Here is a 13,678-nt window from a genome sequence, read left to right as displayed (position 1 = left end):
CACTGCGCCGCACTCTACTTGGAAATGGAAGCCATTTCCAGATAGCCTCCGTGCCGTCCGGCACCCACCCGACCCACGGAAGGCCCGCCACCATGGCCGTACCCAAGCGCAAGCTCTCCCGCAGCAACACCCGGCACCGCCGCGCCCGGTGGAAGGCCACCGCGCCCCGGCTGGTCCCGGTCACGCTGGACGGCACGGTGTACCGGGTCCCCCAGCACCTGGTGCAGGCGTACCGGCGCGGGCTGCTCGCCCCGGAGGACTGACCCTCCGGGGCGGCCGGCGGGGCGCTCGGCGGGGGGTGGCCGGCGGGCGCGCGGGCGGGCCGGGAAAAATTTCCCGGAGCGGGCGGCAACCCCCGCCCGGGCCGCACGTCGTCTCGGGTGAGGGCGCTTACGGGCGCCACCCGTCGACGAACTGGAGCAGCCGACCGTGAACCCGTCCCGCACCGCCCGCACCACCCGCCTGCGCCGCCCGGCCGGCGCCGGCCTGCTCGCCGCGATAGCGCTGACCGCCGCCGCGTCGGCCGGCACCGCCTACGCCTCCGACTCCACCCCGGCCCCGGCCGGGGCCCACAGCGCCACCCCGTCCCCCGCCCCCTCCCAGCCCGGCCACCGCCCCACGGCCACGCCCAGCACCCCGCCGCACAGCGCCACCCCCGCACCGACCCAGCCGCCCGGCGGGCAGCCCACCCCGGTGCCCTCCCGGCCCGGCCACCAGCCCACCCCCGTGCCGTCCCTGCCCGGTGCCCACCCGGCCCCCGCGCAGAGCCCGGCGGACGCGGCCGACCGCAAGCAGCTCGCCAAGACCGGCGCCTCCCCGGCGACCACCTTCGCCCTGGCCGGCGGCGCGGCCGTGCTGCTCGCCGCGGGCGGCGGCACGGTCTACGCGGTCCGCCGCCACCGCGCCTGAGTCCGCCGGGCACGCCCGAGGGAACGATGGCCACCACCACCTTCCGCCCGGCCCCGGCAGGGTTCGCCCTGCCGGGGCCGCGGCCCCTGTCCTGGCGCCGCCTGCTGCGCGCCGTCCGCCGGGCCGCGCACCCGCCCCGCCTGACGCGCACCGGGAGCCGGCCGGCGTACGGGGCCGGGCCGGCGCGCGCGGAGCGGGACGGCGCGGTGCGCGCGGGCGCACCGCCGGAGCCGTCCGCGCCGCCCACCATCACCGAGCTGTACCACGCCCACCGGCTCGCCATGGTCCGGCTCGCACTGCTCCTGGTCGACGACCGGGCCACCGCCGAGGACGTCGTCCAGGACGCCTTCGCCGCGCTCTACAAGCGCCACGGCGAACGGCTCGACGAGGTCGACAACGCCCTGGCCTACCTGCGCACCGCCGTCGTCAACGCCGCCCGCTCGGTGCTGCGCCGCCGCCGCACCGCCCGCGCCTACACCCCGCCGCACGAGGCCGACGCGCCGTCCGCCGAGGAGCGGGTGGTCCTCGGCGAGGAGCACCGGGAGGTGATCGCCGCACTGGGCCGGCTGACCGCGCGCCGCCGCGAGGTGCTGGTCCTGCGCTACTGGGGCAACCTCAGCGAGGCGGAGATCGCGGCGACCCTGGGCATCAGCCGCGGCGCGGTGAAGTCCCTGGCCAGCCGCGCCCTGGACGCCCTGGAGAAGATGCTGGAGGAACGGCGATGAGCCCGCGCGAGACCGCCCCCTGGGAGACCGTCGCGGAACGGCCCGTCGAGGACCGGCTGCGCCGGGCCCTGGCCGCCCGGGCCGCCACCGTCGGGCCCCGCGACCTGCGCCCGGCCGCGCCCCCGCACCCGCACCCCGGCCGCCCCCGCCGGTCCCTGCGCGCCGCCCTCGCCCGGCTCCGGGCGCCCCGCGTGGTGCTGCCGCTGGCCGCCGCGGCGGCCGCCGCCGCGCTCGCCCTCGCCGCCCACCTCGCCACCGCCCCCGGCCCGCCCCCCGGCCGCCCGCTGCCCGCGTCCCCGCCGAGCCGCGCCCCGCACCCGCCCGGGACCACCACCCCGGTGCCGTCCCCGTCGCCGTCCGTCCCCGGGGCCGTCCGCACTCCCCGCGGCGCCGACCCCGTGCCCCCCGGCTCCCCCACCGGACGCCCGCCGCACCGCGGCCTGTCGCCCACCCCGACCGCCCGGCCGACCGGCGGCCCCGGCTCCGGACCCACCGGCGGTGCCACCGGCCGCGCGCTGCCCGGCGCCACCCCGACGCCGTCCGGCGCCGCCGCGCCGCCGCCGAGCGGGCGGGCGTCGCCCTCCGCGCGCTGACGGCCCCCTTGCCCGGCGCTGCCCCCTGCTGCACTTCGGCGGCCCGCACCGCGCCGCCGTGCCGCCGCTCGCACCGAGCCGGCCGCCCGCCCCGGTCGTCCTGCCGCCCGGCGGCACCGGGTACGCCGTCGTGCGCACCGCCGCGGCCCCCGGCGGCCCGCCCGGCCGGAGCGCCCCGGGCAGCACGGCCGAAAAGATGTCCCCATCCGGGATCGCGCCGGCCGAGCGCACACCCCCCGCGCAGGTCGGCGTGGACGGCCGCGACCCGGTCCGGGTGGACCCGGCCTCCGCCGCGGTCACCTACTGGCTGCCGGCCCCGGCGGACACCGGGGCGTGGTGACCGGGCGCGCCGCCGCGCACCGCCCGGACGGCCGGTGGGCGGACGAGCGAGCGCTAGCCCGTTCGTGCCGTATCAGCCAGCTCATCACCTCCCAATGATCCAATTTTGCCGCTATTGATCGGCTTTGCTCCGTGGCTTCCTGGCTGCGCCCGGTGCCCGGTGCCCGGTAGGCTTTCCGTGTGATCTTCAAGCGCATCGGAAATGGGCGGCCGTACCCCGACCACGGCCGGGAGAGCACCCGCCAGTGGGCGGACGTCGCCCCGCGCCCGGTACGCCTCGACCAGTTGGTGACCACCAAGCAGCAGCTCGACCTCGAAACGCTGCTCGCCGAGGACTCCACGTTCTACGGCGACCTCTTCGCCCACGTCGTGAAGTGGGAGGGCGACCTCTATCTGGAGGACGGCCTGCACCGCGCCGTCCGCGCGGCGCTCCAGCAGCGCCAGGTGCTGCACGCCCGGGTCCTCGAACTGGACGCCTGACGTCCGGCCGCCGCCCCCCGAAGGCCCCGGCCGCCGCCGAATTGGCCCATGCGGGTTTCCCTCCCACAACGCACTGATCATCTAGTAGGCACGGCACCCGCCCGGCACTACGCTGCGGCCATGAGCATGCTGACGCCTCCAGGCATGGGCGGTAAGTACCGCATCACAGGCGACAGGTACCCGCGGATGCGCCGCCCGCGCCACCGACGCCGCATCATCCTCGGCCTCGTGGCGGGCGCCTGCGCCCTCGGGCTGGTCGGCTGGGGGTCCTTGCAGCTCATCGATGTCTTCGGCGGCCGCGGCAGCACCGCGCAGGCCGCGCAGGAGAAGAGACCGTGCCCCACCGGCCACCCGCAGGCGGCTCCGCCCGCGGCCCGGGTGCCCGCCCCGGCGTCCCTGACCGTCAACGTCTACAACGCCACCCCGCGCTCCGGCCTGGCCAAGCGCACCGCCGACGAACTGCGCAAGCGCGGTTTCCGGATCGGGAACGTGGGCAACGCCCCGGCCGCCTACGACAAGAAGGTCGGCGGCCCCGGGATACTGCTCGGCCCGCGCGCCGCGCTCAGCGGCCCGCTGAAGGTGCTCGCCACCCAGCTCGCCGGGGCCCAGCTGAAGACCGACGACCGCAAGGGCAGCGACCTCGACCTGGTCATCGGCACCGGTTTCAGCCGGCTCACCGCCCCGCAGGACGCCGCCCGGGCCCTGGACCGGCTGTCCCGCCCGGCCCGGACCCCGGCCCCCGCCACCTGCTGACCGCACCGGCGGCCGACGCACCGCGGCCCCGCACCGCACCGGTGCGGGGCCGCGGCGTGCGCGCGGGCGCCGGTCAGCCGGCCGTGCCGTACATCCGGTCGCCCGCGTCGCCCAGGCCCGGGACGATGTAGCGGTCCGCGTTCAGCCGCTCGTCGACCGCGGCGGTGACCACCGTGACCGGCGTGCCGGCCAGCTCGCGCTCCATGACCGCGACGCCCTCCGGCGCGGCCAGCAGGCAGATCGCGGTGACGTCGTCCGCACCGCGCTTGATCAGCTCCTTGATCGCGGCGACCAGCGTGCCGCCGGTGGCCAGCATCGGGTCGACCACGTACACCTGCCGGCCCGACAGGTCGTCCGGCATCCGCGTGGCGTAGGTGTGCGCCTCGTACGTCTCCTCGTTGCGCACCATGCCCATGAAGCCGACCTCGGCGGTGGGCAGCAGCCGGACCATGCCGTCGAGCATCCCCAGCCCGGCCCGCAGGATCGGGACGACCATGGGCCGCGGGTGGGACAGCCGCACGCCGGTGGTCGCCGTCACCGGCGTCTCGATGTCGACCTGCTCGGTGCGCACATCACGGGTGGCCTCGTAGGCGAGCAGGGTGACCAGCTCGTCGGCGAGCCGCCGGAAAGTCGGGGAGTCGGTGCGCTTGTCGCGCAAAGTGGTGAGTTTGTGCGCCACCAGCGGGTGGTCGACGACGTGGATCCGCATGACATCGACAGTAACCGAGCCGGAAGGCCCCGGCGGCCGCCCGGCCCCGCCCGCGATCCGGCACGTGAGCGACATCTCTCACAACGTCCGCACGACGCAGCGTCGAAGACCCCGCGCGGACGCGATGTTTCTGCCACGATTCCGAAAGGGGCGGGGAGCAAGCGGCGTGCAGCGCCGCCCCGCCCGACCCGGCACGCCTCTGACCAGTGGGAGAGTCACGGTGTACTTCGCCGCACTGCTCGCGCGCACCGAAGACGGGTGGGAAGCGAGCGATACGGAGCTCGATACTGTGGAAACGCTGACCGACCTGGCCGATCTGGCCCGGGAGGCGGCTCTGGACGACGACACGGTGGTGGTCCTCATCGAGCAGGAGGAGGCATGGTTCGGCGTCATCCGGATCGACGGGGAGGATGACCCGCGGCTCTTCGTCTCCGACGCCGCGGCGGCCGCCAGGAGCTCGTACGGCGCGCTGCTGACCGACGAGATCCTCGGCCGCGACGACAGCGCGGACGACCTCGACGTCCTCGACCTGGACGGCACCGAGGACGGCGAGCCCGGCGACACCGGGGCGGACGAGGCCGACGACGACGGCCCGTCCGGCGCCGACTCCGCGGTCCCGCACGGCCCGCTCGGCGACGCCGCCCTGCTCGCCGACCTCGGCGTCGGCGAGAAGGACCTGCTGACCCTCGAAGGTGACGCGCTCGGCGAGATCGCCGACGCCCTGGGCTGCTCCGAGCTCCTGGAGACCGTCCGCTGACCCCGCCGGGCCCGCGCACCACCGGGCCCGGCCCCCTCCGACCCGACCTCCCGCCGTCCCCGACACTGGGGACATGACCGTGCCCCCCGCCGCCCCCTCGCCCTCCGCCGCGCCCGACCCGCTGCGCGATCCCTGGACCGCGCCGATGCGCCGGGCCCTGGCGGAGGCCGCCCGCGCCCCCGGGACCGGTGACGTCCCGGTGGGCGCCGTCGTGCTGTCCGCCGACGGCACGGTCCTGGGCACCGGCCGCAACGAACGCGAGGCCACCGGCGACCCCACCGCGCACGCCGAGGTCCTCGCCCTGCGCGCGGCCGCCCGGACCACCGGCGCGTGGCGGCTCACCGGCTGCACCCTCGTCGTCACCCTCGAACCGTGCACGATGTGCGCCGGCGCGATCGTCCTCTCCCGCGTCGACCGGGTCGTCTACGGCGCCCGCGACGCCAAGGCCGGGGCCGCCGGCTCCCTGTGGGACGTGGTCCGCGACCGCCGCCTCAACCACCGCCCCGAGGTCATCACCGGCGTCCTGGAGCCCGACTGCGCCGCGCTCCTGACCGCCTTCTTCCGCGACCGCTGACGCCCGCCGGCCCTCCGATTTCGGCGCACGGGGCCCTTTGGGCTAAGCTCTCTCTCGGTAGCGTGTCCGAGCGGCCGAAGGAGCTCGCCTCGAAAGCGAGTGTGGCGCAAGTCACCGAGGGTTCAAATCCCTCCGCTACCGCTTATAACACCCCCCTGAACTGCGGAAACGCAGGTCAGGGGGGTGTTGTGCGTGGTGCCGCGGCAGCGTGGTGGCCCGCGCGCCTCCGCCATCTTCCGCGCGGGCCGGACCCGGGCCGATTCCCCCTCGCCGGGAGGCGCGCTCAACTAACCTGGCGAGGAGGGAGGTTGACGGCCAGGAGCAGACCGGCCGGCGAAGCCGAAGCCTGATCGCACACCACGGGGAAGGTCTTGGAAGCCGCGTATCCCCTCCTCGCCGCTGTCGGCGCGGGGGCCTTGCTCATGCTTGCCGGGGTGGCCGCCGGAGGCTTCCTGGTCATCGCGGCGCAACGCAGCGCACGTCCCCTGCCGCGTGGCAGAGAGGCCGAGGCGCTCCCGGGCGACACGGTGGCGCACGCATCGGAAAGCCGCAGGCAGGCTCCCGCGCCCTCCCCTCCTGTGGAGGCCCCCCAATCCCCGAGGAAAGAAAGGCCGGTGACCGTGGAGGTGACGCCACAGGGCACGGCAGCCAGGGTCGAAGCCCTGATCAGGCACAAGAAGCACATCGCGGAGATTCGCGCGGCCCTGCGGATCAGGTCCCTACAGACGGCCACCCGTTGGATATCCGGCACCCTTGCCGTCTTCCTGCTCTTCGGCTTCGTCATTGCCAATGTGGCGGTCGGGTGGTCCTCCCTCGCCCTCGCCAACAAAATCGCCCTTCCGGTCGTCGTGCTCAGTGCCGGTACGTTCCTCGCGGTCGGGGCCATGGAGGAAAAGGCGAAGGGCCACTACACGAAGACGGCGCGCGAGCTGAAGATCGAGTTGGAGGCGGCGGAAGAACTCCGCCTTCTCGACGCCGCCCGGCTCGGCCTCCCGGTGGCCGACCGCCAGTACTCCTACAAGGACGCCATCCCCGCGGAGCTGGACAGCCTGCGAAAGGACGGCCGGAAGTACCGGAGGAAGCACAACCTCGCCCAATCGGTCATCATCCTGGGATCACTGGCCGGGACCGCTCTGTCCGGCCTCGCCGATACGCCCGCCCCCCTCAAGTACTGGATCATGGGGATCACGTTCGCGGTGGGTGCGGCCGCAGGATTCACCGGGTACTACAAGTGGCGCGAGAGGGCCTTTTACCTCCAGCAGACCGCGGACGATATCGAACGCCATGCGACCGCCTTCGAATTGGGCATTTATCCCTACGACGACCCCGACGAGAACGACAGACTGGCGAAACTCGCCAAGGAAATCGAGTTGCTCAGGGTCGAGCAGCGCAAGCGCGAGCAGCAGCTCGACCAGCCGCACGAAGGGAGTGCGGAGGTCGTCTAGTACGTCAGCCGGTACGTCAGCGCTGCGCGGGGCGCCCGGCGCCGTCGCCGCCGGGTCAGGCGGTGGTGAGCTCGTCGCCGAGGAACACGGCGCGGACGGCCTGCGCCGGGGGCGCGGCGGCGGAGGCGTTAGCCGGGTATTAGCGGCGCGGCAGTCCGGCGACAGGGGGGCCGAGCAGAGTAGGCGGCGTACCGAGGAAGTCCACGGCACCGATTCCTGGGGGAACCCGACATGCGCTCGAACACCGTTCGCACCGCCACCGTCCGCCGCCGCACCCTGCGGGTCACCGCCGCGGCGCTCACCGCGGCCGCCGGCCTGACCCTCACCGCCTGCTCCGGCACGGACGCCGGCGGCACGAAGGCCGCCGGTCCCGCGGGGGCGACGGTGGCCGCCGCGCACCCGGAGGGCAAGGACCCCGAGGGCGCGGGCTCCGCCACCGCGGCGCAGGGCGCCGAGCCGGAGGCGGCGTCCGGGGCGAAGGGCGCCAAGGCGGGGACCGCGGGCAAGCAGGAGGGCACGCCCTCCGCCGCCCGGGGCGGGAAGGCGGGCTCGGGGATCCAGCGCTGCCACACCTCCGGTCTGCGGGCGGCGTTCGCCACGGGTGAGGACGCGGCCCCGGACCCGAACGCGGGCGGCTCGACGACCACCAGCATCGTGCTGACCAACAAGGGCAGCCGCGCCTGCGTGATCGGCGGTTTCGCGGGCGTGGACCTCAAGTCCGAGAACGGCGGTCAGGTCTGGTCGCTGGTCCGCTCGTCGGCCAGGCACGGCTCGATCACCCTGGGCCCCGGTGACAGCACCGATTTCACGCTCAACCTCGCGCTGGCCCAGAAGGACGAGGCGCACCCCTGGATGCCCGCCTTCGTGGCCGTCACCCCGCCGAACGAGACCACCTCGCTGACGCTGAAGTGGCCCTGGGGCGCGCTCGTCGACCAGTCCGGCGCCACCCACCCGGCCACCTTCGTCAACCCCATCGGCTGACCGCCGGGCCCCCTGGGCGCCGGCCGTCCCCTACGGGCGCGGGGACGGAAAAAAGGGGGCGGCCGGAGTCCGATGCGGACTCCGGCCGCCCCGCCGTGCGCGGTCGGCGCGCCCCATGGCGCGACCCGTCAGCCCCGGCGGCGGAACGCCTTCCGGATGAAGTGCACGATCAGCCAGATCAGCAGGATCACGATCACGATGACGACCACGATGATCACGATCAGGAAGATGCCGAGCTTCTTGAAGAAGCCCATCTTCTTTTTCTTCGGCTTGTCGTGCGACGAGGCCAGCGACGTCTGGTGGGTGACGTGGTGGTAGGTGCTGCCGCTGTGCGCGCTGTGCCGCCACCGCATCGGGGCCGCGGGGGCCGCGGCGGCCCGGGCGGCCGCCTCGTCGGCGGTGGTCCGCGCGCCCGGCGCGGTCTGCGGGGCCGCCGCGACGGTGATCCCGGGCGCGGGCCGGACCTCGGCGCCGGACAGCCCGGCGGCGGCCGCCGGACCGGCCGCGGCGGCCAGCAGGCCGAACAGCAGGGCCAGCACGGCGAGCGGACGGCGCATAAGGGCCCGGCGGGCCGGTGTGCGCGGCGAACCGGACGGCCGGCGGACGGAGTTCGGGTTCTCAGGTGGCATGGGTGGGTCTTCCCCCTCGTACGGTGCGTTCAGCCATTATGGGCGGGTGCGGGCGTCCCGGCGGGTGCCCCGGCCTCCAGCAGCGAGGCGCTCTGCCGCTCCGCGTCGAAGGCCGCGCGGCCGCCCCGCAGCCCGAAGAGCCGCTTGGCGAACGCGATGTAGAGCACCGCCAGGATATTGATGACCAGCGTGGCGATCTTCAGCCAGCTGACCTTCTCGGTCAGCTCGTAGATCTCCAGCGGCAGGAACGCGGCGGTCGCCACCACGGTCAGGTATTCCGCCCAGCGCCTGGCCCGCCAGAGGCCGACCCCCTCGACGATCTCCACCAGCGCGTACACCAGCAGCAGCGCGGCCACCAGCACCAGCGTGGAGTGGCGGTAGCCGAAGGTCTTGCGGATGGTGTCGACGACCGGGGAGTGGTCCAGGTCGTAGTGGAAGTGGACGGCCACCGGGCGGACCACGTCGAGGTTCTTGTCGAAGAACTGGCGGACCGCGTCCTGGCTGTTGCTGAACTGCCAGACCGCGATCGCCGCCAGCACGATGAACACCCCGCGCACCGCCCGCTCGACGGCCAGGAAGCGCAGGATGAACAGGTCCCGCAGCACCGTGCCGCGCGGGACCGCCGGGGCGTCGGCGGCCGGCCCGGAGCCGTGCGGCGCGCCCAGGGTGAAGTCGCCGCAGCGCAGGCAGCGCCAGGCGTCGCCCGCGGCGGTGGTGGCCCGCAGCGTGGCCCGGAGGTGTTCCTCGTGCGGGTGGTAGGTGATGTGTCCGCGCCGCGCACAGGTGCGCCGGTTCCAGTCGATTCCCATCGTGGGAGCCCCGTGTTCCTCTCGTCGTCCCGCGGGCCCGCGCTCCGCGCCGCGCGATTGTCGCGTACATGAGGCGACCGCGCGGCGTACGGGGATGCCTTACGGGGAGAGGGACGAGAACGGCGCCGCGGAGGTTGCCGCACGGAGGCGGGACGGCGCGGGCGGCGGACGGCGCGCGGGGGCGTACGGGACGGGGGCGTACCCGGCAGGGGGCTCAAGGGGCCGGGGCGTACAGGGGTGCTTCCGGGGCCTCGGGAGCCGTTGCCCGGGGGAGGCGGGCCTGAGGGACGGACCGCCTCCCCCGAGGAGGACCGGCCCCCCGCGTCCGGGCCGCGCGGTCAGGGAGCGCACGGCCCCGGACCCCGCAGCGGGGTCCCGGTCCCGGGCCCCGCGGATTCCTGCCGGAGCCGCCGGGCCCGCTGTCCATACTGCCGCGCCCGGGCCGCCCAACGGGCGGGCGAAGGACCCCCCTTGGCGGGCCTTCGGTCCACCGGCCCGGCGGCCGGGACGGGGCCGGACGGGCCCTTCCCCCTCCCCGGTCGAACGCCTGTGGTTACACTCGCCCGACCGCACCGGGCATCGGGGCGGCCACCGGGGGCCGGGCGCCCCGGGGGAGCGCCGACAGGAGCGCACGGGTCCTGCGCAGGGGGAGACGGAACTGATGGCCGCAGCGAAGAAGATCGCGTTGTACGTGATCGCCGTCTTCGTACTCTGGACGATCATCGCCACCCCCAAGCGGGCCGGCGGCCTGGTCCAGATAGGCTTCGACGGCATCTCGTCCGCCGCGCACAGCGTCGGCGAGTTCATGACCCAGCTGGTCAGCTAGGTCCCAGCCGGGCCGCCGGGCCGGCTGCGCATCGTCCCGCCGCACGGAGGCCGCTGTGATCCGCCACCTGGTCCTGTTCAAGCTCAACGAGGGCGTCTCCCGCGACGAGGAGCGGGTGCAGGCCGGCGCCCGCGCCTTCGCCGAGCTGGCGCAGCAGATCCCGGAGCTGACGTTCTGGGAGTGCGCCTGGAACATCACCGACCGGCCGATCGCCTACGACTTCGCGATCAACTCGGCGGTCGCCGACACCGACGCCCTCAAGCGGTACATCGAGCATCCGGCCCACCAGGCGGCTGCCGCCCAGTGGCGCGAATTCGCCACCTGGGTGATCGCCGACTACCCGTTCTGAGCCCGCCGGCGCCGCCCGCGCCGCCGGACCCGCCCGAAGCCCCCCGCCCCCGCAGGCGGGGGGCTTCGCCACGTCCGGGGCCCCCTCCGCCCGCCCGCCGCCGCGCCGCCCCGGCACCGCCGACTCCCCCGCCAACTCTCTCTTCAACACGGCGTTATGAGGTGCTTGCACACAGTGCACATGTCTTGTGATGCTATGACCGCTTTTGCCGGATACATGCGATACGCGATACATGCTGCGATACCTCCACTGTGAAGGGTGGCGTGACCGTGACGGCCCGTACTGCGCCCAAGGCTCCGGCCCGCGAGAGCCGTAGCGCGGACACCCGGGCGCTGACACAGGTGCTCTTCGCCGAACTGGCCGGCCTGGAGCCCGGCACCCCCGAGCACTCCCGCGTCCGGGCCGCGCTCATCGAGGCCAACCTGCCCCTGGTCCGCTACGCCGCGGCCCGCTTCCGCAGCCGCAACGAGCCGATGGAGGACGTGGTCCAGGTCGGCACGATCGGCCTGATCAACGCCATCGACCGGTTCGACCCGGAGCGCGGCGTGCAGTTCCCGACCTTCGCGATGCCCACCGTCGTCGGCGAGATCAAGCGGTACTTCCGGGACAACGTCCGCACCGTCCACGTCCCGCGCCGCCTCCACGAGCTGTGGGTGCAGGTCAACGGCGCCACCGAGGACCTGACCGTGCTGCACGGCCGCTCCCCCACCACCGCCGAGATCGCCGAGCGGCTGAAGATCGGCGAGGACGAGGTGCTGGCCTGCCTGGAGGCCGGCCGCTCGTACCACGCCACCTCGCTGGAGGCCGCCCAGGAGGGCGACGGCCTGCCCGGCCTGCTGGACCGGCTCGGCTACGAGGACCCCGAGCTGGCCGGCGTCGAGCACCGGGACCTCGTCCGGCACCTGCTCGTCCAGCTGCCCGAGCGCGAGCAGCGCATCCTGCTGCTCCGTTACTACAGCAATCTGACGCAGTCCCAGATCAGCGCGGAGCTCGGGGTTTCGCAGATGCACGTGTCCCGGCTACTGTCACGGAGCTTCGCCCGACTGCGATCCGCAAACAGGATCGACGCCTAACCGGCACGGGCGACCCGTTCCTGCACGGATATGTCGACAAGACGCTACAGCGTGTTGCCGACATGTGACATTCTGCGGGAACCGCGTTTGCCGTGGTGCTGCCTCCGGTATTCAGGTGGAGGTATCCCTCCTCGGTCCGCCCTGGGCCGGGGACGCCGCAGCGACCCGTCCGCGACCTCAAGGGGGTGGCATGTCCGTAGAACTGGGCAGCTCAAAGGTGCTTCCAGCGATTCCCGCGCCGGCACCACACGTGCATGACGACGTCGACGCCATCAACACCCGCTCGCTCTCCCGGTCCCTGTTCCTGCGGCTCGCCACGCTCGACAAGGACTCCGCCGAGCGGGCCTACGTGCGCGACACGCTCATCGAGCTCAACCTCCCGCTCGTGCGCTACGCGGCCGCGCGCTTCCGCAGCCGCAACGAGCCGATGGAGGACATCGTCCAGGTCGGCACCATCGGCCTGATCAAGGCCATCGACCGTTTCGACTGCGAACGCGGCGTGGAATTCCCGACGTTCGCGATGCCGACGGTGGTCGGCGAGATCAAGCGCTTCTTCCGCGACACGTCCTGGTCGGTGCGCGTCCCGCGCCGCCTCCAGGAGCTCCGGCTGGCCCTCACCAAGGCCAGCGACGAGCTCTCCCAGAAGCTCGACCGCTCGCCGACGGTGCCCGAACTCGCCCTGTGCCTGGGGGTGTCGGAGGAGGACGTCGTCGACGGCCTGGCGGTCGGCAACGCCTACACCGCCTCCTCGCTCGACTCCCCCTCCCCCGAGGACGACGGCGGCGAGGGCTCCCTCGCGGACCGCCTGGGCTACGAGGACAGCGCCCTGGAAGGCGTGGAGTACCGCGAGTCGCTCAAGCCGCTGCTGGCCAAACTCCCGCCCCGGGAGCGCCAGATCATCATGCTGCGCTTCTTCGCCAACATGACCCAGTCCCAGATCGGCGAGGAGGTCGGCATCTCCCAGATGCACGTCTCGCGACTGCTGACCCGTACGCTGGCGCAGCTGCGGGAAGGGCTCATCTCGGATTGAGGAACGGTCCGCCGAGGGACGTCCGGCGCCCAGCCGGTCGGGGTCGCTCGGCGGACAGCACGGGAGAACGCGCCGCCGCCCTCCGCGGAGACCGGCACCCTCCCCCTCCACCCGCCGCGCCGTGACCCCGCCCCGCGCCGCGCCGGCCGGCGCACCCGCGCCGTGCTCACCCGGCGCCGCACCCTTCCTACCTGACGCTCCGTCAGCGACACTGTGCCCCAGCCACCGCTGGGAGGTGTCCGCACGATGCGACCGACCACGACCGTTGCCGCCGCCTCGGCGGCCGTGCTCTGCCTGGGCGCCCTGCTCACCGGCTGCGGCAGCGCGGCCGGATCCCCTTACGCCGCGGTGGGCGCGGCAGGCCCCGCCGACCGCACCGCCCCGGTCCCCCCGCGCGGCGGCGTCGAACTCACCCCCCTGGACGGCAACGGCTCCCCCGGCCCCTCCGGCACCCCGGACGGCTCCGGCGCCACCACGGGCTCCCCGACGGGCCGCGGCCGCACACCGGATTCCGGCGGCCCCGACGGCTCCTCCGGCAGCGCGGCCGGCCCGAGCGCACCCGGCCACTCGGGCTCCCCCAGCACCAACCACCCCTCCCCGCCCGGCGGTTCCGGCACCCCCGGCGGCCCGGGAGGCCCCGGCGGGGACCACCCCCGCCCCGGCGGCTCCCCCGCTCCCACCCCGCCCTCCCCCACCC

Annotated in this window: 18 protein-coding genes, 1 tRNA gene and 1 pseudogene; 17 read left to right on the top strand and 3 right to left on the bottom strand. The window is 74.6% G+C overall.

Annotated features, from left to right (window positions below):
* Positions 1-92: 92 nt before the first annotated feature.
* The 7 genes from rpmF (at position 93) to MUU72_RS27665 (ending at position 3,799) form a co-directional block, all read left to right on the top strand.
* Positions 93-263 carry a 50S ribosomal protein L32 gene (gene rpmF, locus MUU72_RS27695; protein ID WP_248016146.1) on the top strand — a complete coding sequence of 57 codons (171 nt, stop codon included), beginning with the start codon at positions 93-95 and terminating at the stop codon, positions 261-263.
* 166 nt (positions 264-429) lie between these two features.
* The gene (locus tag MUU72_RS35715) at positions 430-909 is read left to right on the top strand and encodes an LAETG motif-containing sortase-dependent surface protein (RefSeq protein ID WP_248016145.1); all 480 of its coding nucleotides are present in this window, start codon (positions 430-432) and stop codon (positions 907-909) included.
* Positions 910-935: 26 nt separating this feature from the next.
* Positions 936-1,634: an RNA polymerase sigma factor gene (locus MUU72_RS27685; RefSeq protein WP_248016144.1), complete on the top strand. Its 699-nt coding sequence runs from the start codon at positions 936-938 to the stop codon at positions 1,632-1,634.
* A complete protein-coding gene (locus tag MUU72_RS27680; RefSeq protein WP_248016143.1) occupies positions 1,631-2,227 on the top strand; it encodes a hypothetical protein in 597 nt (198 codons plus the stop codon). Before MUU72_RS27685 ends, MUU72_RS27680 begins: the two co-directional genes overlap by 4 nt.
* A 58-nt stretch (positions 2,228-2,285) precedes the next feature.
* The gene (locus MUU72_RS27675) at positions 2,286-2,567 is read left to right on the top strand and encodes a hypothetical protein (protein ID WP_248016142.1); all 282 of its coding nucleotides are present in this window, start codon (positions 2,286-2,288) and stop codon (positions 2,565-2,567) included.
* A 179-nt stretch (positions 2,568-2,746) separates the two neighbouring features.
* A complete protein-coding gene (locus MUU72_RS27670; protein ID WP_248016141.1) occupies positions 2,747-3,046 on the top strand; it encodes a type II toxin-antitoxin system VapB family antitoxin in 300 nt (99 codons plus the stop codon).
* 120 nt (positions 3,047-3,166) lie between these two features.
* Positions 3,167-3,799, top strand: a complete 633-nt coding sequence (locus MUU72_RS27665; protein ID WP_248016140.1) for a LytR C-terminal domain-containing protein — start codon at positions 3,167-3,169, stop codon at positions 3,797-3,799.
* Between the two features lie 73 nt (positions 3,800-3,872).
* Here the strand turns inward: MUU72_RS27665 and upp are convergent, their stop codons facing one another.
* A complete protein-coding gene (gene upp, locus MUU72_RS27660) occupies positions 3,873-4,508 on the bottom strand; it encodes a uracil phosphoribosyltransferase (RefSeq protein ID WP_248016139.1) in 636 nt (211 codons plus the stop codon).
* Positions 4,509-4,728: 220 nt separating this feature from the next.
* On the opposite strand from upp, the gene MUU72_RS27655 reads away from it, so the two are divergent.
* From MUU72_RS27655 to MUU72_RS27635, 5 genes are all read left to right on the top strand, one after another.
* Positions 4,729-5,265 (top strand): tRNA adenosine deaminase-associated protein, encoded by a 537-nt coding sequence (locus MUU72_RS27655; protein WP_248016138.1) that lies wholly within the window; start codon positions 4,729-4,731, stop codon positions 5,263-5,265.
* Between the two features lie 73 nt (positions 5,266-5,338).
* On the top strand, positions 5,339-5,839 hold the full coding sequence (tadA, locus tag MUU72_RS27650) for a tRNA adenosine(34) deaminase TadA (RefSeq protein WP_248016137.1): 501 nt from the start codon (positions 5,339-5,341) through the stop codon (positions 5,837-5,839).
* A gap of 56 nt (positions 5,840-5,895) precedes the next feature.
* Positions 5,896-5,980, top strand: a tRNA-Ser gene (locus MUU72_RS27645).
* Positions 5,981-6,453: 473 nt separating this feature from the next.
* Positions 6,454-7,284 (top strand): SLATT domain-containing protein, encoded by an 831-nt coding sequence (locus MUU72_RS27640; protein WP_248016136.1) that lies wholly within the window; start codon positions 6,454-6,456, stop codon positions 7,282-7,284.
* A 231-nt stretch (positions 7,285-7,515) separates the two neighbouring features.
* Entirely contained in the window at positions 7,516-8,265 is a 750-nt protein-coding gene (locus MUU72_RS27635) for a DUF4232 domain-containing protein (RefSeq protein ID WP_248016135.1), read from the top strand.
* Positions 8,266-8,393: 128 nt separating this feature from the next.
* Here MUU72_RS27635 and MUU72_RS27630 read toward each other — a convergent pair whose 3' ends face one another.
* The gene (locus tag MUU72_RS27630) at positions 8,394-8,894 is read right to left on the bottom strand and encodes a hypothetical protein (protein WP_248016134.1); all 501 of its coding nucleotides are present in this window, start codon (positions 8,892-8,894) and stop codon (positions 8,394-8,396) included.
* A 29-nt stretch (positions 8,895-8,923) separates the two neighbouring features.
* Positions 8,924-9,703, bottom strand: coding sequence for a DUF2127 domain-containing protein (locus MUU72_RS27625; RefSeq protein ID WP_248016133.1), 780 nt, complete (start codon positions 9,701-9,703; stop codon positions 8,924-8,926).
* A 661-nt stretch (positions 9,704-10,364) separates the two neighbouring features.
* Here MUU72_RS27625 and MUU72_RS27620 point away from each other — a divergent pair.
* The 5 genes and pseudogenes from MUU72_RS27620 to MUU72_RS27600 form a co-directional block, all read left to right on the top strand.
* Positions 10,365-10,529, top strand: a complete 165-nt coding sequence (locus MUU72_RS27620) for a hypothetical protein (protein ID WP_248016132.1) — start codon at positions 10,365-10,367, stop codon at positions 10,527-10,529.
* A 55-nt stretch (positions 10,530-10,584) separates the two neighbouring features.
* Positions 10,585-10,878, top strand: a complete 294-nt coding sequence (locus MUU72_RS27615; protein WP_248016131.1) for a Dabb family protein — start codon at positions 10,585-10,587, stop codon at positions 10,876-10,878.
* A gap of 263 nt (positions 10,879-11,141) precedes the next feature.
* Positions 11,142-11,951 carry an RNA polymerase sigma factor SigF gene (locus MUU72_RS27610; protein WP_248016130.1) on the top strand — a complete coding sequence of 270 codons (810 nt, stop codon included), beginning with the start codon at positions 11,142-11,144 and terminating at the stop codon, positions 11,949-11,951.
* A 190-nt stretch (positions 11,952-12,141) separates the two neighbouring features.
* Entirely contained in the window at positions 12,142-12,981 is an 840-nt protein-coding gene (locus tag MUU72_RS27605; protein ID WP_248016129.1) for an RNA polymerase sigma factor SigF, read from the top strand.
* 246 nt (positions 12,982-13,227) lie between these two features.
* Positions 13,228-13,678 (top strand): annotated as a pseudogene (locus MUU72_RS27600) (hypothetical protein); the annotation flags it as partial.

This window comes from Streptomyces rhizoryzae (genome assembly GCF_023155275.1).
Classification (GTDB): Bacteria; Actinomycetota; Actinomycetes; order Streptomycetales; family Streptomycetaceae; genus Streptomyces; species Streptomyces rhizoryzae.
The sequence above is the reverse complement of the archived record's forward strand: the minus strand, read 5'-3'. Positions and strand labels throughout refer to the sequence as shown.